At 73.5% G+C, this 20,932-nt stretch carries 17 protein-coding genes; 11 read left to right on the forward strand and 6 right to left on the reverse strand.

Annotated features, from left to right (window positions below; all coding sequences use genetic code 11):
• The first annotated feature begins 2 nt into the window (after window positions 1–2).
• The 6 genes from ACBI99_RS24375 to ACBI99_RS24400 are packed head-to-tail and all read left to right on the forward strand — an operon-like array spanning window position 3 to window position 4,029.
• Window positions 3–653: a TetR/AcrR family transcriptional regulator gene (locus ACBI99_RS24375; RefSeq protein ID WP_219510358.1), complete on the forward strand. Its 651-nt coding sequence runs from the start codon at window positions 3–5 to the stop codon at window positions 651–653.
• 33 nt (window positions 654–686) lie between these two features.
• Window positions 687–1,304: a TetR family transcriptional regulator gene (locus ACBI99_RS24380; protein ID WP_357583498.1), complete on the forward strand. Its 618-nt coding sequence runs from the start codon at window positions 687–689 to the stop codon at window positions 1,302–1,304.
• A gap of 4 nt (window positions 1,305–1,308) precedes the next feature.
• Entirely contained in the window at window positions 1,309–1,791 is a 483-nt protein-coding gene (locus tag ACBI99_RS24385) for a nitroreductase family deazaflavin-dependent oxidoreductase (protein ID WP_375073554.1), read from the forward strand.
• Window positions 1,788–2,336 carry a DUF6461 domain-containing protein gene (locus tag ACBI99_RS24390; RefSeq protein ID WP_375073555.1) on the forward strand — a complete coding sequence of 183 codons (549 nt, stop codon included), beginning with the start codon at window positions 1,788–1,790 and terminating at the stop codon, window positions 2,334–2,336. Before ACBI99_RS24385 ends, ACBI99_RS24390 begins: the two co-directional genes overlap by 4 nt.
• A 3-nt stretch (window positions 2,337–2,339) precedes the next feature.
• Window positions 2,340–3,314, forward strand: coding sequence for a threonine/serine dehydratase (locus ACBI99_RS24395; RefSeq protein WP_375073556.1), 975 nt, complete (start codon window positions 2,340–2,342; stop codon window positions 3,312–3,314).
• 25 nt (window positions 3,315–3,339) lie between these two features.
• On the forward strand, window positions 3,340–4,029 hold the full coding sequence (locus ACBI99_RS24400) for a class I SAM-dependent methyltransferase (RefSeq protein ID WP_219510352.1): 690 nt from the start codon (window positions 3,340–3,342) through the stop codon (window positions 4,027–4,029).
• A 10-nt stretch (window positions 4,030–4,039) separates the two neighbouring features.
• Here the strand turns inward: ACBI99_RS24400 and ACBI99_RS24405 are convergent, their stop codons facing one another.
• Both ACBI99_RS24405 and ACBI99_RS24410 read right to left on the reverse strand, forming a co-directional pair.
• Window positions 4,040–4,480 (reverse strand): nuclear transport factor 2 family protein, encoded by a 441-nt coding sequence (locus tag ACBI99_RS24405; protein WP_219510351.1) that lies wholly within the window; start codon window positions 4,478–4,480, stop codon window positions 4,040–4,042.
• Window positions 4,481–4,536: 56 nt separating this feature from the next.
• Window positions 4,537–5,418 carry a LysR family transcriptional regulator gene (locus tag ACBI99_RS24410; RefSeq protein ID WP_375073557.1) on the reverse strand — a complete coding sequence of 294 codons (882 nt, stop codon included), beginning with the start codon at window positions 5,416–5,418 and terminating at the stop codon, window positions 4,537–4,539.
• 107 nt (window positions 5,419–5,525) lie between these two features.
• Between ACBI99_RS24410 and ACBI99_RS24415 the strand changes: the two genes are divergently transcribed.
• From ACBI99_RS24415 to ACBI99_RS24430, 4 genes are all read left to right on the forward strand, one after another.
• Window positions 5,526–5,909: a hypothetical protein gene (locus tag ACBI99_RS24415; protein ID WP_219510350.1), complete on the forward strand. Its 384-nt coding sequence runs from the start codon at window positions 5,526–5,528 to the stop codon at window positions 5,907–5,909.
• Window positions 5,902–7,473 (forward strand): multicopper oxidase family protein, encoded by a 1,572-nt coding sequence (locus ACBI99_RS24420; RefSeq protein WP_219510349.1) that lies wholly within the window; start codon window positions 5,902–5,904, stop codon window positions 7,471–7,473. Before ACBI99_RS24415 ends, ACBI99_RS24420 begins: the two co-directional genes overlap by 8 nt.
• A 107-nt stretch (window positions 7,474–7,580) precedes the next feature.
• The gene (locus tag ACBI99_RS24425; RefSeq protein WP_357583488.1) at window positions 7,581–8,816 is read left to right on the forward strand and encodes an FG-GAP-like repeat-containing protein; all 1,236 of its coding nucleotides are present in this window, start codon (window positions 7,581–7,583) and stop codon (window positions 8,814–8,816) included.
• A gap of 179 nt (window positions 8,817–8,995) precedes the next feature.
• Entirely contained in the window at window positions 8,996–11,821 is a 2,826-nt protein-coding gene (locus ACBI99_RS24430) for a hypothetical protein (protein ID WP_375073558.1), read from the forward strand.
• Window positions 11,822–11,988: 167 nt separating this feature from the next.
• Here the strand turns inward: ACBI99_RS24430 and ACBI99_RS24435 are convergent, their stop codons facing one another.
• Entirely contained in the window at window positions 11,989–12,459 is a 471-nt protein-coding gene (locus ACBI99_RS24435; protein WP_219510345.1) for a DoxX family membrane protein, read from the reverse strand.
• A 286-nt stretch (window positions 12,460–12,745) separates the two neighbouring features.
• Between ACBI99_RS24435 and ACBI99_RS24440 the strand changes: the two genes are divergently transcribed.
• A complete protein-coding gene (locus ACBI99_RS24440; protein ID WP_375073559.1) occupies window positions 12,746–13,738 on the forward strand; it encodes an aldo/keto reductase in 993 nt (330 codons plus the stop codon).
• Between the two features lie 11 nt (window positions 13,739–13,749).
• Here the strand turns inward: ACBI99_RS24440 and ACBI99_RS24445 are convergent, their stop codons facing one another.
• The 3 genes from ACBI99_RS24445 to ACBI99_RS24455 all read right to left on the reverse strand — a co-directional run bounded on the left by ACBI99_RS24445 (window position 13,750) and on the right by ACBI99_RS24455 (window position 20,927).
• Window positions 13,750–18,987, reverse strand: a complete 5,238-nt coding sequence (locus ACBI99_RS24445; RefSeq protein WP_375073560.1) for an amino acid adenylation domain-containing protein — start codon at window positions 18,985–18,987, stop codon at window positions 13,750–13,752.
• A gap of 192 nt (window positions 18,988–19,179) precedes the next feature.
• Window positions 19,180–20,040 (reverse strand): carbohydrate ABC transporter permease, encoded by an 861-nt coding sequence (locus tag ACBI99_RS24450; RefSeq protein WP_219510343.1) that lies wholly within the window; start codon window positions 20,038–20,040, stop codon window positions 19,180–19,182.
• Complete coding sequence (locus ACBI99_RS24455; protein ID WP_308126015.1) at window positions 20,040–20,927, reverse strand: sugar ABC transporter permease; 888 nt, start codon at window positions 20,925–20,927, stop codon at window positions 20,040–20,042. Before ACBI99_RS24455 ends, ACBI99_RS24450 begins: the two co-directional genes overlap by 1 nt.
• Between the last annotated feature and the right edge of the window lie 5 nt (window positions 20,928–20,932).

Consider the following 20,932-nt stretch of genomic DNA (forward strand, 5'->3'; position numbering starts at 1 on the left):
AAGTGACGCAAGTCGAAGCCCCGCACGCGACGGCCAAGGAACGGCCCGGCGCCCAGGTCAGGCGGCGCATCATGGACGCGGCCATGGAGGTGTTCCTGCGCGACGGGTACGTGGGCGCCAAGACCGACGAGATCGCGGCCGCCGCCGGGGCCTCGAAGCAGACGATCTACAAGCACTTCGGCCGCAAGGAGCAGCTCTTCGAGGAGATCGTGCTCGACCGGCTCGTCGGCATCGACCAGATCTTCAAGGCCGCGATGACCGAGCTGGCCACCGCCGACGACGTGGAGACCACGCTGCGGGCCGTCGCGCACGAGTTCGTGCGCGCTCTCACCCAGCCGTCGCAACTACGCGTGCGCCGCCTGGTCATCGCCGAGGCCGGCCGCTTCCCCAAGCTCGGCCGGGCCTACTTCGAGGCGGGGCCCGAGCGCGTGCACGCCTCGCTGGCGTCGTGCTTCGAGGAGCTCGCGCGCCGGGGCCTGCTGCGGATCGACGACTCGCTGATCGCGGCCAACCACTTCACCTGGCTCACCACCTCGATCCCGGTCAACAGGGTCATGTTCTGCGGTGACGACGTCGCATTCACGGAGGCGGAGCTCGACCACTACGCCGACTCCGCCGTGCGGGTCTTCCTGGCGGCCTACCGGCCCGGCTGAGCCCCGTCCGGGCGGGCGTGCTAGTTTGGCCGCATGACCAACTTGGCCGAGCGACCAAATTCGCCGCGCGGCGACCGGCGGCGCGAGCAACTGGTGGAGGCCGGGCTCGCGCTCCTGGGCGAGCACGGGTGGCCCGGCGTCACCGCGCGGGCCGTGGCCGAGCGCGCCGGCACCAACCCCGGCCTGATCCACTACCACTTCGGCGGCCTGCCCGGCCTGCACGCGGCGATCTTCCGGCGCGGCACCGACCTCCTCGTCAACCCGCTCGTCGACGAGCTGCTCGCCGCCGAGGACGAGCGGACCGCGCTGGCCGCCATCCGCGCCCTGCTGCCGCGCACCGGCGGCGCCGAGCCCGCGCCCCGGCTGGCCGCCGAGCTGATCATCGGCGCGACCCGCGACCCCGCGCTCGGCGCCATGCTGCGCGACGAGCTCCGCCAGGCCCGGCAGCGGATCGCCGACCGGCTGCGCGCCCTCCACCCCGGCCGGCCCGCCGCCCGGGCGATCGGGATCGCCACGCTGGCCGTCGCCGCGATCGACGGGCTGATGCTGCACCAGATGATCGACGGCGAGCTGCCCACGGACGAGGCGCTGGCCGTGGCGGAGAGCCTGCTCCCCGGCGAGGACCCGGCCACGACACCCGGAAGGGGCTGACACAGTGGAGATCGTCAAGAGGCCCGTGCCGCCGACCGGGCTGAGCCGCAGGCTGTGGCGGCTGCCCATCCTCCTCTACCGCCTGGGCCTGGGCGCGCTGCTGGGCCGCCGCGTCATGCTGCTCAACCACACCGGCCGGGTCTCCGGGCTGCGCCGCCAGGCCGTCATCGAGGTCGTCGCGCACGACGGGCGCGGCTACCTGGCCGCCTCCGGGTTCGGCGTCAAGGCCGACTGGTATCGCAACGTCATGGCCGCCCCGGAGGTGACCATCCAGGTCGGCGGGCGCGTCCTCCAGGTGACGGCCACCCCTGTCCCCGCCGAGGAAGGGCCTGACATCATGGCCCGATACGCGTCCCGGCACCCCGCCGCCGCCCGCCGCCTGTGCAAGCTCATGGGCTACGCCGTCGACGGGAGCCAGGAGGATTACCGCGAGGTGGGCATGCACATTCCGTTCGTCCGGTTCGAGCCGAGGCAGGACCGGCGATGACCGGCTCGGCCCACGCCTGGCTGTGCGCCGGGTTCACCGGCGACCCCGGCGGGCCCTGGCTGCACGCCGGGTTCGCCCGCGACCTGACGCCCGAGGAGGCCATGCGGCGCATCGGCGTCACCCCCGGCCCCCTCGGCCAGGACGGGCACGGCGTCTCCGCCTACGCAGCCGACGGCGGGACCGTCCTGCTCGAACGCTTCGGCGACGGAGCCGTCCACGACGGGATCGCCCGCCTGTCGGCCGGCACGGTCGCGGCCGTCGTCCGGGTCACGCACAGCGGCGCGGACTTCGGCTACTACGCCGACGGGGAGCTGATCACCGCGTTCGGCCTGTTCTCCTACCGGCTCCGGCGGGGCGCCGACCCCGACCGGCTCGCGGACGACCTGCGCGCGCTCGGCGTCGACGTCGACGGCGAGCGGCCCGAGTTCCCCGGCCATCCCGTCGCCGGCGCGCTCGCCCTCGCCGAACGCGCCACGGGCGTCCACCTGTCCAGCGCCAACCGCGCCGCCCCCGTCCTGACCGGCGGCGGCCGACCGGAGCGCTGACCGATGCCGCCCGCCGAGCCCGGCACGCGCCTCGACCTCGGCCGGATCCGCGCGGCCCGCGAGGTGATCGACCCGCGCTTCCTGGACACGCCGCTGTACGAGTGCGACGCGCTGGGGCAGCGGCTCGGCTGCACGGTGAGCGTCAAGCTGGAGACGGCGAACCCGGTCCGCAGCTTCAAGGCCCGGGGGACCGAGCTGGTCACGAGCCTGCTGGCCGATCAGGGCAGGCCGGAGGTGGTGTGCGCGAGCGCGGGCAACCTCGGCCAGGCGCTCGCCTGGTCGGGCCGCCGCCGCGGCCTGGGCGTGACCGTCGTGGCCGCACGCCGGGCGCCCGCCGTCAAGCTCGACCGGATCCGCGCGCTCGGCGCCGAGCTGGAGCTGGTGGCGGGCGACTTCGACCAGGCCCGCGAACGGGCCGCCGAGCTCGCCCGGCAGCGGGGCGTCCGGCTGGTCGAGGACAGCCTCGACCTCGAGACGTGCGAGGGCGCGGCGACCATCGGGCTGGAGCTGGCGGCCGGGACGCCCGCGTTCGACACGGTCCTGATCGCCCTGGGCGGCGGGGCGATGGCCACCGGCGTGGGACACGTCATGAAGACGCTGCTGCCGGAGGTCGAGGTGATCTGCGTGCAGCCGCACGGCGCGCCCGCGATGACCCGCTCGTGGCACGCGCGCGAGGTCGTCACCACCGACACCACCGACACCATCGCCGACGGCGTCGCCGGCCGCCGCCCGATCCCCGCCGTCCTGGCCGACCTGCTGGCGGTCGCCGACGACGCCGTCCTGGTCGAGGAGTCGTCGATCGTCACGGGTCTGCGGCTGCTGCTGGAGCACGCCGGGCTCGTCGCCGAACCGTCGGCGGCCCTCGGCGTGGCCGCCGTGCTGGAGGATCCTGACCGGTTCGCCGGGCGCCACGTCGTCACCGTCGTCTGCGGCGGCAACGTCGACCTCGGCCCCTACCGGCGCTGGGTCGGCCTGTAGCGGGCGCTCGCGCGATGATGGCCCGATGCGCACCGCTTACCATGACGCGCTCGGCGACCACTTCGCCGGGCATGCCGAGACGAGCCCGTACAACGCCTACACCGACAGGCCCGCGATGCTCGCGCTGGCCGGCGACGTGTCGGGGGCGCGCGTCCTGGACGTCGGCTGCGGGGCGGGCCACTACGCGGCCGAGCTGGTGGCGCGCGGCGCCCAGGTGGTCGGCGTCGACGGCAGCGCCACCCTGCTGGGCCACGCGCGGGCCCGCGTCGGCGGCCGGGCCGAGCTGCTGCTGCACGACCTGGAGGAGCCGCTGGGCTTCGCCGCCGACGCGTCGTTCGACGGGGCGCTCTGCGCGCTCGTGTACGAGCACGTCCGCGACCGGGCGCGGCTGCTGGGCGAGCTGCGCCGCGTGCTGCGGCCGGGCGGCTGGCTGCTGGTGTCGACCACCCACCCCACGGCCGACTGGCAGCACTTCGGCGGCTCGTACTTCAGCCACGACTGGCGGGACCTGCCTCTCGGCGACAGCGGGCTGTCGATCCACTACCAGCGCCTGCCGCTGGAGACGTTCCTGGGCGAGCTGCTGGCGGCGGGGTTCGTGCTGGAGCACCTGGCCGAGCCCCGGCCCACCGCCGAGCTGCGGGAGGTCGACGAGGCCGCCTACGACCGGCTGCACCGGGCGCCGTCGTTCCTCGCGGTCCGGCTCAGGCGCCCCTGACCCGCTCGGGTCAGGGCTGGAGGTCGACGACGCCCCGGCCGCTGGCCAGGTCGAACGGCACGGACACCTGGTCGTGCGCGATCAGCCAGCGGCCGTCGGCCTTGCGGAAGCAGAACGTGCCCCGCACCCACATGCCGCTCGTCGCCGTGCCGTTCTTCAGCGTGCCGCTCAACCGGCCGAAGCAGTGCCCGAACGCCACCTCGTCGCCCACGGTGAGCGCGAGGTCGCGGACCTCGTAGTCGACGGTCTCGAAGACCGCGAACACGTTCGTCCAGTTCTTCATCTTCGCCTCGACCCCGACGTGCTGCAGGGGCGGCTCTATGTCGAAGGACACGACGTCCGCCGCGTAGAGGCTCCGCAGACCGTCGAGGTCCTTGGCCCGGAGCCCTTCGACGATCTTCCCGACGTGCTGCCGGATCGCGGCCTCGTCGCTCTCGCGCTGTGTGGGCATGATGATGCGTCCTCTCCTGTGGTGTCATCGGTACGACGACGCAGCCCCCTCGAACGTCAGGCAGGGTCCCAGTCCCAGCCGGTGATCGTGGATTGCATCAGGCGGGCGGCGGCCGGCAGGCGGCTGCCGGTGGCCCAGTAGAGGGTGACCGTGCGCCGGCAGTCGGGGCTGTCGACGGGAATCCAGCACCCGGCGAACCCGGCGGAGACGCGCCTGGCGAAGCCGGGGACGAGGCCGATGCCGAGCCCGGCGCTGATCAGCCCGGCGATGGCGCTGGGCTCGTCCACCTCGCAGACGATCTTCGGGGTGAGGCCGCGCGCGGCGAACAGCCGCTCCAGCAGGCGGCGCTGCCAGTGGCCCGCGCGGGCGCTGACGAGAGGCTGCCCGGCGAGCTCGTCGACGCTCACGCGGGCGCGGCCGGCGAGCGGGTGGCCGGGCGGCGTGGCCACCCCCACCACGTCGTCGAGCAGCTGGACCGCCGTCAGGCCCTCGGCGGCGATGGGCTGGGAGGCCACGCACAGGTCGACCTCCTGTGCGCGCAGGGCGCGGGCCATGTCGTCGGCGGGCATCCAGCGGAGCTCGACCTCGACGTCGGGATGGGCGCGCTTGTAGGCGGCCAGCGGCCCGGTGAGCGTGAGGAACGTCTCCGACGCCAGCCGCACGCCGCCGACGCCCTCGCTGACGGCGTCGGCGACGGCCCGGGCGCCCGCGTCGAGCTCGCCCAGGGCGCGTTCGACGTGGCCGAGGAAGAGCCGGCCCACGTCGTTGAGCCGGAGACGGCCGCTGCGCTCGAACAGCGGCGTGCCCAGCTCGTTCTCCAGCCGGGCGATCGTGCGGCTGAGCGACGGCTGGGCGACGCGCAGCTCCTCGGCGGCGCGGCTGAGGTGCTCCAGCCGGGCCACGGCCACGAACTGGCGCAGCGCGTTCAGATCCATCATGCCTCCCGGTGCATGACAGCATAGCAATATTGATCTTCGACAAGATAACCGTCGAGTCATAGTGTCGGACGCGTCGACGAACGGACGACGTGACAGGAGGATCCGTCATGACGACGCCGACGGCATGGGCCCTGCGGGCCGTCGTCAGCGCGCACCTGGTGGCGATCGCCGCCCAGCCGGTCTTCGCCGGGGTCTATCTGACCGGTGACTACGGGAGCCTGCGCTGGCACGCGGTGGGCGCCGACGTGACCACCTCCATCGGCTACGTGCAGCTGGTGGTGGCCGTCGTGGCGTGGGTGCGGATGCGCCAGGTCTGGCCGTTCCTGGCCACGCTGGCGGTGGTCGCGGCCGAGACCGTGCAGTACTTCGCCGGGATGGAGAGCGCGCTGTGGCTGCACGTCCCGCTCGGGGTGACGACCGTCGCGGGGGTCGTCGTGCAGTTCATCGCCACCTGGCGGCCTCTCGGACGGCGGGAGGTCCGTGATGCCTGAGCAGTACGGGGTGACCAGGCGGCGGCTGTTCGGCATCGGCGGGACGCTCGGGCTGGTGGCCGCCGCCGGGCTGTCGACCTCGGCCGCGCTGGCCCGCCGCCCGGCCGTCACCGGCGCCGAGCTGCGCAGCGCCGTGCCGCTGCCGCCGCCGTTCCGGGTGCCGCTGCCGCTGCCCGCCGTGCTCAAGCCGGTCAGCACCGCGGGCGGCGTCGACCGCTACGCGATCACCCAGCGCGAGGTGACCGCGGAAATCCTGCCCGGCGTCAGGACGCCGCTGTGGACGTACGAGGGCGTCTTCCCCGGGCCCACGATCGAGTCGCGGCGCGGCAGGCCGGTCACCGTCACGCACCGCAACGACCTGCCCGTGCCCACCGTCGTGCACCTGCACGGCGGCCGGACCCCGGCGGACTCCGACGGCTACCCGACCGACCTCGTCCTGCCCCGCGAATGGGACCACGGCGGGCACGCCATGCACGACCCGCGCGCGGTGGTGTCGGAGCTGACCAGGGAATACACGTTCCCTCTCGACCAGCGGCCCACCCTGCTCTGGTACCACGACCACCGGATGGACTTCACCGCCCCGGCGATCTGGCGCGGCCTGGCCGGGCTGCACATCGTGCGCGACGACGCCGAGGACGCGCTCGGCCTGCCCGCCGGGCCGCGCGAGCTGCCGCTCATGATCGCGGACCGGGCTTTCACCGCCGACGGCGGCCTCGACTACCCGTCGCTCGACCCCACGCTGCGCGGACGGCCGGGCGTGCGCGAGGAGTACCTGGCCGGCGTGCTCGGCGACGTGATCCTGGTCAACGGCGCGCCCTGGCCCGTGCACGAGGCCGACGCCGCCCGCTACAGGCTGCGCCTGCTGAACGCCTCCAACGCCCGCCACTACGAGCTCGAAGCGGTCACCGGCGACGGGCGCCGCCTCGACCTCGTCCAGATCGGCGCCGACCAGGGGCTTCTCGCGGCGCCGGTCACCCACCGGGTCCTGCCGATGGCCCCCGCCGAACGCCACGACGTGGTCGTCGACTTCTCCGGCGTCCCCGTCGGCGGCCTGGTCCGGCTGGTGAACCGGCTCGGCTCGGGCCGGACGCGCGACGTGATGGCCTTCCGCGTAGCGCGCAGGGCCGCCGACGACAGCCGCATCCCCCGTACGCTCTCCACCGATCTGCCCCGATGGCGGCGGTCGGACGCGGTCCGGGTGCGCGACCTCTCGTTCCGTGCCGGGCGGATGCACGGCCGTCACGGCTGGCTGATCGGCGGGCTGCCGTTCGACCCCGCCCGCACGGACGTCACCGCCCGCCTCGGCGACGTCGAGATCTGGCGGCTCGTGGCGGACGTCCACCACCCCGTCCACCTGCACCTGGTCGGCTTCCAGGTGCTCTCGCGCCGGGGCCGGCCGCCGCTCCCCCACGACGCCGGGCTCAAGGACACCGTCGCCCTGCGGCCGGGCGAAGGGGTGGAGATCATCACCCGCTTCGACGGCTACCGGGGGCGCTACCTGTTCCACTGCCACAACGCCGAGCACGAGGACATGGCCATGATGGCCAACCTGGAGATCGTCTAGCCCTCGTACTCGACGACCGGGCGCAAGCCATCCCACCTCCCGCGCCAGTGTCACACGGGCCCTGCGCCGAGTGGCCGTGGGTGGGATGGATCCGCAATCATCGGGATATGTCACGGCGGCTCGTGCTCGCGTTCACGGCACTCCTCATCACGCTCACCGCGTGCGATCCCGGCGCGGGCGCGGCCCCGGCCGGCCCCACCGGCGCCGCCTCCCCCGCGGACCGTTGCGCCAAGGCGAGCGCGCGGGACTTCGACGGCGACGGACACGACGACGTCGCCGTGGGCAACCGCATGCTCACCGGCGGGCAGGTGTCGATCCTCAGCGCGGGCAAGCTCGTCCACCTGCGCATCCCCGACCTGGCCGCCGACGCCATCGGGTCCTCGGTGGCCCTCGCCCGCGTCAACGCCGACGGGTGCGCCGACGTCGTCGTCGGAGCCCCGTACACGAAGGTCGACGGCGGGCACAGCGCGGGCGCCGTCTACGTCCTGTACGGCGGGAACGCCGCGCCGTACAGGAAGATCGTCTCGCCGAACCCGCAGCCGGGCGCTCGGTTCGGCGCCGCCGTGGCCGCCCACGGCGGGACCATCGCCATCGGGGCGCCGGAGGAGAACGACAGCGGCGTCCAGCAGGCGGGCGCCGTCTACGTGACCGACGGCGACACCACGCCGCCCCGGCGCATCACCCAGGAGACCGAAGGCGTCCCCGGCAACAGCGAGCCGCACGACGGCTTCGGCGCCACCGTGGCCGTCGGCCCACTCCCCGACGGCCGCACCGGGCTGCTCGTCGGCTCCCCACGCGAACGCGACGACGGCAGCGGCAGGCAGCTCGCCAACGGCATCGGCCCCTACGACGGCGCCGTGACCATGATCGCGGACGTGCGGGCCGAGCGGCTCGAAGCCGTCAAGCACGACGGCGGCAGCGAGTGCGAGCTCGGCGACGCCGTCGCCTACGTGCCCGGCGGCACGTTCGCCGCCACGGAGGGGCAGTGCGGCAACGTGCTCGTCCTCGACCACGCCCGGATCCTCGACACCGTCGAGTGTGGAGCCTGCGGGTCCTCCAGCACCGGCTCCGCGCTCGCCGCCGCACCCGACGGGCGGGTGGCCGTGGCCTGGGGTGACTCGGCCCAGGTGCTGTCGATGCGGGAGGGCGTGCCCGGCACCGTCGTCCCCACGCTGCCCGGCGGCAACCTGCCGGTGGCCTTCTACGGGACCAAGCTGGTGTTCGGGATGCCCCAGGAGGCGCCGCCCCTGGGCGTGACCGTCTTCGACCCGGCGACCGGGCGGAGCGAACAGGTCATGAGCGCGATCCGCGACGTGGAAGGCGTCGGCGAAGCCCTCGGCTGACCCCCCGGGCGTTCCCCCGGGTGTCGGCTGCCGGTGCGCCCTCCCGGACGCCGGTGGGCCCTCCCGGATGTCGGTGGGGCGCTGGGGCCTTCCCCCGGCCTCCTGATGTCGGCCCCTGGTTGTCGGTGGGGGTCGGTAGCGTTCGGGCGTTGCTTGCCGTGGCCGGGTGGAGGTGGGGCGTGGGTCCGTGGGAGGAGATCCGGCAACGGATCGAGAACGGGGACGGCGGGGACGGGCTGGTGGCGTTCCTGTTGGGGCTCGGGGCGGCCGACCGTAAGGCGGTGGCCGCGGAGCTGCCCGGCTACCTGGCCGCGCGGGTGCGCGACGAGTCACGCTGGGGGGTCGCCGGCGCCGCTCCCGCCCTGCGCCTGGCGGGGGCGGCCTGCCTGGGCGGGGCCGCCCAGGTCGCCGCCTGGCTCGACCGGCGCGAGCTGCGTACGGTGCCGTCGCCCAAGGCCGACGCCGAGCGGATCTCGCGGCTGGTCCGCGACCGGCCGGAGCCGTGGCGGCGCGACCTGGCCCGACGGCTGGCCGCCGGGCTCCGTCCGGGCGGTCGCGGGCTCGCGGGGCGGGTGGACGGCGAGCCCGGCTGGGACCTGGCCGCCACGCTGGTGATCGAGACGGGGATCGAGCCGCCCGACAACGACGCGTTCGTGGCGGGCTGGGTGTGGCACCTGCACCACAGGCTGTGGACGGGCGCGGGCGCCGACCTGGTGCGCGACCATCCGCTGCTGGACTTCATGGTGCCCCGGCTGTTCCAGGCCGAGGGCGTCGCCCGGCCGCTGGCGCACGACCGGGCGTGGAACTCGGCGTACCAGCACCCCACGGTGATCGGGGCGCTGGCCGGGCTGGCGGGCGAAGGGCGGCTGGACCGGAAGGCGCTGATCGGCGGGTGCGCGTCGAAGTTCCTCAACGGTGGTGACGGCCGGGAGGTCGAGCCGTTCGTGTCCCTGTGGGAGGAGCTGCGGCCGGAGGTGGCCGAGCTTCCCGTGGTGGACCTGGTGCGGGTGCTGCCGTTCGCCGCCTCGCCGCTGGTGCGGCTGGCCGCCGCCGAGCTGCGCCGCGCCGACGAGGCGGGCGGGCTGGGCGAGGAGCTGTTCGCCGAGGCGGTCGGCGCGCTGGCGTTCCGGCAGGAGCGGAAGTACGTCACGACGGCGCTCCAGTGGATCGCGCAGTCCGCCCCCACCCGCCCAGCCACCCCACGCCCGAAGGCCCCGTCCGACCGCGTCGGGGGCCAGCCCGGCGAGGGGGCGTCCGGCCTGGTCGGGGGCCGGCCCGGTGAGGGGGCGTCCGGTCACGGCGATGAGGCGGGCGGCCAGGGAGCGTCCAACCGCGTTGATGGGGCGGTTGTGGCGTTGGGGCTGGTTTTCGGGGTGGAGGTGCCGTCGTTGCGGGATCGGGCGGTGCGGTTGGCGGTCAAGCTGGCGCCGCAGGCGAGCCGGGCGGCCCGTGAGGCGGTGCGGGAGGCGGCGGCGGTCCTGCCGCCGGAGGCCCTGGCCCGGATCGCCGCCGCCTACGGGGAGGTCGTGCCGGCGCCGCCCGAGACCCCGGTCACCACGCCGTTGACCGCGCCCGCGCTGCCGGGCATGCCGGGGCCGATCGGCTCGGCGGCGGAGCTGGCCGCCGCGCTGTCCTCCATGAGCTGGCCGCACGACCCCATCCGCTACGAGCTGATGCTCGCCGCGCTGGTCGAGCACGTCCACCGTGACCGCGAGGGCACTGCCGAGGCGCTGCGGCCGTGGCGGAACGAGCGGTGGGGCAGCTTCGAGCACGGCTACCCGTTATGGGCTGACCCGAGCACCTGCTATCACCCTTACTCGCTGCTGTCCCTGTGCGCGCTCGCGGTGGTGTCGCCGTCGGACAGCGCCGTGCTCTCCCGCCAGATCAGCGACTATCTGGCGAGGAATCCTCCCTATGAGACCGTGCTCGACTGGTTCATCAGGGACCGCTACCGGGAGGTCGTGGCCCTGTTCGAGGCGGGTGGGAGCGTCCCGTTGCTGCTGGCCACCCCGACCGCGCGCACGGGGCGCCTCGACGCCGCAACGCTCGTCGACCGGCTCGAACTCCTGGGTGACCGCGAGCCGCTGCCTCTCGACTTCTGCCAGGCGCTGCTCCGCCTGCCCCGGGCCGTCGACCCGGTGGCGCTCGGCCGGGCGGAGAGGCTGACGTCGGCGGCGGGGCGGAGGCTGGCGGCGTGGCTGCGGGCGGGCGGGGCGGCCGATCCGGTCATCGCGTACGGCCCGGCGAGCGTGATGCGGAACCTCGGCGGCTACCAGAACTACGCCCCCGTCACCGAGCTGCACGCCCGTATGACGTCGGCGCCGGGCCTGCCGGAGCGGATCCGCGAGCTGTTCACGCTGGAGCCCAGGGAATACTTCGCCGGCCATTCGGACCGGATGGCGTGGTGGCCCTCGGTGCTGCCGTCCCATCGGGAAGCGCTGGCCGCGCACGTGCTGGAGTGTTTCGCCGTGGACCTGCGCCACCGTGACGCCCAGGTGGACGTGCTGCCCGCGCTGGCGTACGGGGACGGTCCGGTGGGGCGGGCCACGGCCGCCGCGATCGTGCTGGGCATGGGGCACAAGCAGCCTGCCGTACGGGTGCACGCGATCGACGCGGCGAAGATCCTCGCCCTGCGTGGGGAATTGTCAGCCGGGGATCTCGGCTGGGCGCTGGCCACCCTTGTGGCGCTGGACTCCGTGACGCTCAAGCGGGTCGCGCCCGCGCTGGAGGAGCTCGCGCTGTCGGGTGCGCACGGCGAGACGTGGACGATGCTGGCGTCCGCGCTGCCCGCCCTGCTGCCGGGGGCCGGTGAGCCTGCCCGTCCAGGGCTTGCCGACCTGCTCGCGGTCGCGGTCAAGGCCGCCGCCCTGGCCGGGGCACGCACCGGCCCACAGGCCGGAGCGCGGGTCGGCATTCCCGGGCTGGCCGAGCTGGCGGCCCGCAAGGGCGCCGCCCGCCCGGTGGCCGAGGCCCGCGCCCTCCTCCAGGCGATCGCCCCGGCATGACCCGCTGGGGCGGCCGCTCCAGCCCGCGCGCCGCCCCGGCCCGGCCGACCCGGCACGGGCGCACCGGCTCGGCCCGACCGACCCCGCCCGACCTGGTGTGAGGCGTGGGCCCGGGGGGCATGGAGATGCCTCCCGGGGCAGGGCCGGGAGGCGGGGGGCTGGTCTGGTCATGCACGGGCGGGGACCAGGCGGGCGCCGAGTGCGCGGGCGCCGATCACCATGGCGGCCGCCGCGAGCACGATGTCCTTGAAGATGTACTGCGCCTCGAGCGTGGGGGCCCCGGGGAACAGGTTCGTGAAGAACAGCGCGTACGGGGCGAAGAAGCCGGCCAGCGCGCCGGCCATCACCACGAGCCCGGTCTTCAGGAACTTGCCGGTGACCAGCGTGAGCCCGATGAAGACCTCCATGGCGGCGATGACGAACTGCGCCGCGTAGCCGGACAGCATGCCGAACGACAGCTTCTCCAGCGTGGCCACGGACAAGGCCTCCGCCGGGCTGACCCCTGGGAAGAACTTGAGCGTGCCGAAGGCCACGAACACCAGGCCGAGGCTGACCCGCAGGATGTCGATGCTGTGCCGGGACAGCCAGCCGGCCAGCCCGGTGATCATGGTCTGGGTGGGGGTGACGGTGGTGTTCATCTCGCGCTCCCTGTCGGTGTCGTTCCGCGTTGGATCCAGAGTCGCGAAATCCAGGTCCGGCGACGTCGGCCCACGGGAGGCAGTCGTCCTACACCGTCGCACGTACGCGGGGACCGGCGCGTACCGCCGTGGGCCTCGGGGATCGCCCCTAGGGACGGACGAGCGCCACGTCAGAGCGCACGGGCCCGTACGACGGCGGGCGTAACGGGTGGTGGTTGACCTCGAGCCGGCTCTAGCGGCGATACTCCGGCTCTGCCCTCCGATGAACGTCCGGGAGAGGATTCTCATGAAGTACCGCGTGATCGGCAGTGATCCGGGGACCCGTCGCCGGGTCAGCGTGCTGAGTCTGGGCACGATGCTGTTCGGCACGGCGGTGGACGAGGCGACCTCGTACGCCGTTCTGGACCGGTTCGTCGAGGCCGGCGGCAACTTCCTCGACACCGCCAACAACTACGCGTACTGGGTCAACGGCACGCAGGGCGGTGAGAGCGAGGCGCTGCTCGGCCGGTGGCGGCGCAGCCGGGGGGTGACGGACGAGGTCGTCGTCGCGACGAAGCTCGGCGGCCGGCCCAACGCGCCGGCGACGAGTCTCAGCCATGATCTGGAGGGTCTGTCGGCCCGGGTGATCCGGGAGTCCTCGGAGCGCAGCCGGGAGCGGCTGGGCATGGAGAGGCTGGATCTGCTGTACGCGCACGCGTACCTGGAGAGCTGGCGGGTGCCGCTGGAGGAGACGGTGGAGGCGTTCGCGGCGCTGGTGGCGGAGGGCGCCGTGGGGCTGCTCGGGGCGAGCAACCACTGGTCGTGGCGGCTGGAGCGGGCCCGGGGGCTGGCGGCGTCGGCGGGGCTGCCCGGTTATGAGGTGCTGCAGTATCAGCACTCCTATCTGCGCCCGCGTCTGGACGTGCCGACGCCGCGTTCGGTGGACGGCAATCTCGGCGCGGTGGGCGGTGACCTGCTCAGCTATCTGCGAGCCGAGCCGGCGCTCACGCTGGTGGCGTACTCGCCGCTGCTGGGCGGCGCGTACGTGCGTGACGACAAGCCGCTGGGCGACGCGTACGACCATCCGGGCACGCCGCGGCGGATGGCGGCGCTGCGGGAGGTGGCGCGTGAGACGGGGGCGAGCGTCAACCAGGTGGTGCTCGCCTGGCTCATGGGCGGCGACGTGCCGGTGATCCCGCTGGTCGGGGCCTCTTCGGTCGAGCAGTTGGAGGAGAGTCTTGGCGCGGTGGACCTGGAGCTGACGGCCGGGCAGCGGGCGGTCCTCGACGCCGCCCGCTGAGCCGGACGCCGCTATTCGCTCTGCTTGAGGCGGGCGACGCCGATCAGGTCGTCGGGGGTCGCGTCGGGGACGTGGTCGTCGAAGCGGGACAGCACCCTGGTCCGGAGCGCGCCTGCCACCAGCAGCGCGATGAACAGCCCGAAGATCACGTAGATCAGCGCGATGCCGCGTCCCGGCCCGGTGCCGATCACGGCTCCGACGGTGCCGGCCAGCGCACCGCCGGGGAGCATGAGCGGTTCGAGTGCCCGTTCGGCGAGCGGCGTCAGCACGCCGACGCCGAGCGGGATCGTGGACCAGGCCACCATCTGGTTGAGCGCGAACACCCTGCCGTGGTAGCGCTGGGGCACCTTGACCTGGATGATCGTCGCGTACACGCCGTTGACCAGCGCCAGCCCCAGCGACACGCCGAACGCGCCGATGCCGATGAGCACGAGCGACCGGGTCAGGCCGACGAGCACGCAGGACACCGCGATCACCAGCGTGAGCAGCAGCATGCCGATCATGCGCCGGCGGCGGGGGCCGCCCCACAGGCTCATCCACAGGCCGCCTGCCGCCGCGCCCGCGCCGCCGCACAGCGCGATCACGCCGACCTGCGACAGGCTGGAGAAGGAGAGCACGAGCGGCGAGTAGAGCATGAAGACCGGTGACAGCACGATGGCCAGCAGCGCGAAGAACGCGACCATCGCCCGGAAGTCCCGGTTGCCGATCGACAGCCGGAACCCGGCCTTGATCTCGGCGCCGACCGATTCCCTGCGCTGGTGGGCGAGCGTGGCGGGGAAGCGCACCACGGTCAGCACGATGGCGGCGACCAGGTAGCCGATGATGTCGGCGATGAGGATGCCGCCGAGCCCGATCACGGACATGAGCCCGACCGCGGCCAGCGGGGCGACGAACTGGGCGACGCCCGCCGTCATCTGCGCGACGCCGTTGGCGTGCCCGAGGTAGCGCTTGGGCACGAGCTGCGGGATGGCCGACGAGTACGCGACCCGCTGGAAGGCCAGCGCCACCGACAGCATGGTGAGCAGCGGGTACAGGGTCCAGGTGTCGAGCCCGTCGGTGAACAGCAGGGCGGCCGCCGCGCCCTGGATGGCGAGGCCGGCGAGGCTGCTCGCGAGCATCACCTTGCGCCTGCTGGTCCGGTCGACGATGGCGCCGACCAGCGGCGCGGCGAGCACGCCGGGGATCACGGCGAGCACGGTCATCAGCGCCATCTGCGCGAGCCGCCCGGTGCTCAGGTAGATCCAGATGGGGATGGCGAACTCGGTGATGGTCGCGCCGGTGATCGTCACCATCTGGCCGAGCGCCACGGCCAGGAAGCGTCCGACGCTGGGTTCGGGTCCGGCTGTGGTCTCCGGGGAGGCGGCCCGGGGAGTGGAGGTGGCCTCGACGCTCCAGCCGGGGCCGCTGTCGCCGGGGGTGAGCGGGTCGCGGGAGAGGATCGCGGCCAGCTCCTCCGCCCGATATTTCAGGAAGTAGTGACCGGCTTCGCTGATCACCGCCAGCGTCGTGCGCCCGGTCATGAAGTGCCACTCGCGGTAGCGCTCCTCGTAGTACTCCGTCGTCGGGTCCTGCTCGCCCACGACCGACACGATCGGCGCCCGCAGCGGCGCGGCGTCGGCGTCCAGCAGTCCGGTGAAGTACTCCTCCGCCTGCCGCGCGTCGTGCCGCATGTTGCGCACGATGAACGCCCGCTGCTCCTCGTCGAGGTCGCCCAGGTCGGCGCCCATCGAGGTCAGCCAGGCGAGCTGGCCCCGGTCGCTGCGCCACCGGTCGCTGCCGGTGAGCTTCGCCCACAGGCCGAGCAGCCCGCGCGTCGGCCGGGCGAACGGGAAGATCCCGCCCAGGTAGACGGTCTCGATCTCGCGGCCTGCCTCCTCCAGCAGCCGGGCGATCGCCACGGTCAGCGCGCCGCCGACCCCGCAGTGCCCGTACAGCGACAGCGGCCCGCCGACCTTCTCCATGATCTCGGCCGCGCACTCGGCGGCCACCTGCGCCAGCGGCCTGGGCTCCTCGGCGAGGCCGAGGTCGTGGCCCGGCACGGCCACCGAGTACAGCGCCGTGCCCTCCGGCAGGGCGTCGGCCAGCGGCTGGTAGACGACCGCGCTGCCTCCGCCGTACGGGACGCAGACGAGCGTGCGCGTGGCCGGGCCGGGCGGCGTGAGCAGGTAGAGCAGCCCGCGCCGGGCCGACGGCTCGCCCGCCACGGCGGCCAGCCGGCGCACGGTCGGATGCTGGAACAGGTCCATCACGCTGACCGGCGCGCACTCCTCGGGCAGGTCGCGGCGGAGCCTGGCGACGACGCGGGTGGCCAGCAGCGAGTGGCCGCCCAGGTCGAAGAAGTCGTCGAGCGCGCCCACCCGGGGCAGCCCGAGCACGTCGGCCACGGCCGCCGCGATCACCTCCTCGACCGGCCCCGACGGCGGCTCGTAGGCCACGCCCTGGTCGGGGCGCTCGGCCTCCGGCTCGGGCAGCGCGGCCCGGTCGACCTTGCCGTGCGACTTCAGCGGCAGCCGGTCCAGCCACACGTAGCGGGTCGGCACCATGTACTCGGGCAGCGCGGCGCCCAGCGCCCGCCGCAGCTCGCCGACCGGTATCCGCTCGCCGTCGGCCACCAGGTACGCGACCAGCTCCAGCGCGCCGGGCTCGCCCCGGGCGTCGGCCACCGCGTGCGCGACGCCGGGCAGCTTGCGCAGCGCCTCGTCGATCTCGCCCAGCTCCACCCGGTAGCCGCGGATCTTCACCTGGAGGTCGCGGCGGCCCAGGAACTCCAGGTCGCCGCTCGGCAGCCAGCGGGCCAGGTCGCCGGTGCGGTAGAGGCGCTCGCCCCGGACGGTCACGAACTTCTCGGCCGTCAGGTCCGGCCGGCCGAGGTACTCGCGGGCCAGCCGGTCACCGCCGACGCACAGCTCGCCGGGCACGCCGATCGGCACCTGCCGCATCGCGGCGTCGAGCACGTGGACGCGGGCGTGCCCGAGCGGGCGGCCGATCGGCGTGACGGGGCCGCGGATCTCGTCGTCGGGCCTGACCGTGTAGGTGGTGACGCCCACGGTGGTCTCGGTCGGGCCGTAGTGGTTGACGATCTCGCACCGGCCCAGCGCGGCGAGCTCCCTGGTCTGCTGCCAGCTCGACCCCTCGCCGCCGAAGATCATCGTACGGCGGGGCAGCAGCTCCTCCGGCGGCACCTCGGCGGCCAGCGCGCCGAAGTGGGACGGGGTCATCTTCAGGTAGTCCAGGCCGTGGCCGGCGAACTCGGCCCCGGAGATCCGCGACGGGTACAGCTCCAGCGTCCCGCCGGTCATGAGCGCCAGGTAGAAGACCGTGACGCCGAAGTCGAACGAGAGCGACTGCAGCAGCCCGAACCTGGCCCCGTCCACGACGCCGAAGCGTTCGCGCACGTCGGACAGGTAGTTGAGGACCTGCTGGTGCTGGACGGCCACGCCCTTCGGCCGCCCGGTGGACCCGGAGGTGTAGATCACGTACGCCAGGTCGTCCGGCCCGGCCGACGGCCCGACCGGCTCGCCGCTCTCCTGCGGGACGCCGAGCAGCGGCCCGGCGAAGCCGCCCACCGGGGTGTCGGCGACCAGCGCCGCCGCGCCCGAGTCGGTCAGCAGGTACGCCAGCCGCTCGTCCGGCTGCTCGGGGTCGACGGGCACGTACGCGGCTCCGGCCTTGAGCACGCCGAGCACGGCCACGGCGAGCTCGGGCGACTGCTCCAGGCAGATCGCCACCCGGTCGCCGATGCCCACCCCGGCCTCGCGCAGCAGCGCGGCGAGCCGGTCGGCGCGGCCGTCGAGCTCGGCGTACGTGAGCGTGCGGCCGGCCTGGACGATGGCGGGGTGCGACGGGCGGGCGGCGGCGGTGGCGGCCACCATCTCGTGCAGCGTGCGCGCCCGGGGCGGCACCGGTTCGGCCCGGCTCCAGGCGTCGAGGAGGGCGAGCTCCCCCGGCCCGGCGAGTTCGAGCTCCGACAGCCGCACTTCGGGGTCGTCGGCCACCTGGCGCAGCACGTTGGCGAAGTGGCCGGAGAAGCGCTCGGCGGTGGCGCGGTCGAACAGGTCGGTGCTGTAGACGAGGAAGAGCCGCAGCCCGTCGGCCCCGGGCGCCGCCTCCAGCGCCAGGTCGAACTTGGCCTGCGCGGTCCCCGGGTCGTAGGGCTCGGCCGTCACGCCGTCGAGCGCGAGCTGCCCGGCGGTCTCGGCGCCCATGACGAACTCGGCCTGGAACAGCGGCGTGCGGCTGAGGTCGCGGCGCAGGTCGAGGGCGTCGACGAGCCGGTCGAACGGCACGTCGGAGGCCATCAGCGACTCCATCGCCGTGGCGCGCACCCGGTGCATGAGCTCGCGGAACGTGGGGTCGCCGGACAGGTCGGTGCGCACCACCAGCGTGTTGAGGAAGAAGCCGATCAGCGGCTCCAGCTCCTCGCTGTCGCGGGTGGAGACCGGGGTGCCCACGCACACGTCCTGCTGGCCGCTGTAGCGGGAGAGCTGCGCCTGGAACGCGGCGAGCAACGTCATGAACAGCGTGCAGCGCTCCCGCCTGGCCAGCAGGCCGATGCGGTCACTGATCCCGGCGGGCAGGGTGGTGACGACACGGTCGCCGGCGGTGGTCTTCACGAGCGGGCGCGGCCGGTCGGCGGGCAGTTCCAGCGCGGGCGCGTTCCTGAGCCTGTCGACCAGCGCCTGGGGCGGCGTGGCGTCCCGTTCGCGCTGCTCGCGGGCGTGGTCGGCGTACTGCAGGGTCAGCGGGGCCGGGGCCGGCTCGCCGTTGTAGGCGCGGGTGAGCTCGCGCAGCAGGATGCCGAGCGACCAGCCGTCGGCGGCGATGTGGTGCAGCACGACGACGAACACGTGCTCGCCGGGGCCGAGCCGGATCAGGCCGGCCCGCAGCGGCTGGTCCTCCACCAGGTCGAACGGCCGTCCGGTCCACTCGGCCACCAGCCGGGCGGCGCGTTCCTCACCGTCGGGGCCGGCCAGGTCGACCCGGGTCAGGGTGACGCGCGGGTGCGGGTCGACGACCGCGACCGGCCGGCCGTCCTCGTCGGCGTAGCGGGTGCGCAGCACCTCGTGCCGGGCGGCGACGGCGAGGAGGGCGCGTTCGAGCGCGCCGGCGTCGAGCGGGCCGCGCAGGCGCTCGGTGACGAACATGTTGTAGGAGGCGTTGCCGGGGTCGAGCTGGTTCAGGAACCAGAGCCGCTCCTGGCCGGACGACAGCACGCGGGTATGGCCCGCGACCACGTGATCGGTAGTCATTGGGCTGTCTGCCTCCAAGACATGGGATCTATAAGAGAGCGGATTCTAATAGGAAAGAATCTTTTCTATTTAGATGATCGCCAGTCTCGCACCAACGAAGCGGCATGCGCAAGGGTGATGCAGCAGACAGGGTGGGGTCCCAGCTTGACTCCTACGGCAAATACATCGGACCCTTCGAGTCAAGATCGCTGTCTACTTGAGCGCCCCCGCGGTCATGCCGGCCTGGATGCGCCGCTGGAGGAGGACGTAGACGATCAGGATCGGCGCCATCGCGATCGTCAGGCCCGCGAACAGGCCCGAACGGTCACCGGCATAGCCCTGCTCGACCGCGAGGTTGGCCAGCCCCTGCGACAGGACGAACTTGCTGTCGTCGCTGACCAGCACCAACGGGATCAGATACTGGTTCCACTGGCCGATGAAGTTGAAGATGCCGACGCTGATGAGCCCCGGCTTGGCCATCGGCAGCATCACCCGGAAGAACGTGGCCACCTCGCCGCACCCGTCGAGCTTGGCCGCCTCGGCGACCTCCTCGGGCAGCGTGCGGAAGAACGCCACCAGGAAGAACATCGAGAACGGCAGCGAGTACGCGGCGTACACGAGGATGAGGCCGGGCAGCGAGTTGCCGAGCCCGAGGTTCTGCACGACGAAGAACAGCGGGACGAGCGCCATGAAGACGGGGAACGTCATCCCGGCGATGAAGAAGTAGTAGAGCACGCCCTTGACGCGGAAGTCGAAGCGCGCGAACACGTAGGCGCCCATGGCCGACAGCAGCAGCGTCAGCACGACGCCGCCGCCGACGACGATCACGGTGTTGCCGAAGTACGTGCCGATGGAGGCGGTGTCCCAGGCGCGGGCGAAGTTGTCCCAGCGCAGGGCCTCGGGGAGCGACCACGGGTCGGCGACGATCTCCGGGTCGCTCTTGAGCGAGCTGACGACGGCCCAGATCAGCGGCACGGTCGACACGACGGCCCACAGGACGAGGAACGCCTGGGCGACGGCGATCGTCGGGCCCGCGGATCTGCCTCGCGGCCTGCGCGCACCGGTGGCGGCCATCAGAATTCGATCCTCTCTCGGCGGGTCGCGCGGAGCGTGAAGGCGGACAGGGCCAGGGTGACGACGAAGAGCACGACGCCCATCGCCGAGGCGTAGCCGAACCGGCCGTAGGAGAACGCGTTCTGGTAGAGGTAGAACGAGCCCACCTGGGTGGAGTCGTTCGGCCCGCCGCCGGTCATGATCTGCACGATGGCGAACGCGTCCAGTGCGGCGATCCCCAGGTAGACGGCCGCTGTGCGGATGTTCTCCCAGATGAGCGGCACGGTGATGCGGAAGAAGACCTGGCTCCTGGAGGCGCCGTCGAGCACCGCGGCCTCCAGCAGCGACGCGGGGATCGCCTTGAGGCCGGCGGTGAACAGGACGACGTAGAAGCCGACGCCGTTCCAGACGAGGACGGCGAGCACCGCCCAGAAGGCCAGTCTCTCGTCGCCGAGCCACGACGGCTGCACGTGCCCGAGCCCGATCGCGCGCAGCCCGCCGTTGAGCAGGCCGTTGATCGGGTTGTAGATGTTCATCCACAGCACGCCGATGATCGCGATCGACAGCACGTACGGGAAGAAGAACACGACCCGGTAGAACGTGGCGCCCCGGACACCGCGGATCTCCCCGCTGCGGGGGCCGCCCGCGGCGTTCAGCATGAACGCCAGGAACAGCGCCAGCCCGATCGTGACGAGCGGCAGCGTGATCAGGAGGATCAGGTTGTTGCCGAGCGCCTTCCAGAAGACCGGGTCGCCGAAGAGCTCGGCGAAGTTGGCCAGGCCGATCACGTCGAACTCGGCCGACAGGCCCCGCCAGTCGGTGATGGCGATGTAGAACGCCTGCACGTACGGCGAGGCCACGAACACCGTGTAGAGGATGAGCGGCGCGGCGAGGAAGCCGACGATCACACGGC

This window comes from Nonomuraea sp. ATR24 (assembly GCF_041950485.1).
GTDB lineage: Bacteria > Actinomycetota > Actinomycetes > Streptosporangiales > Streptosporangiaceae > Nonomuraea > Nonomuraea ceibae.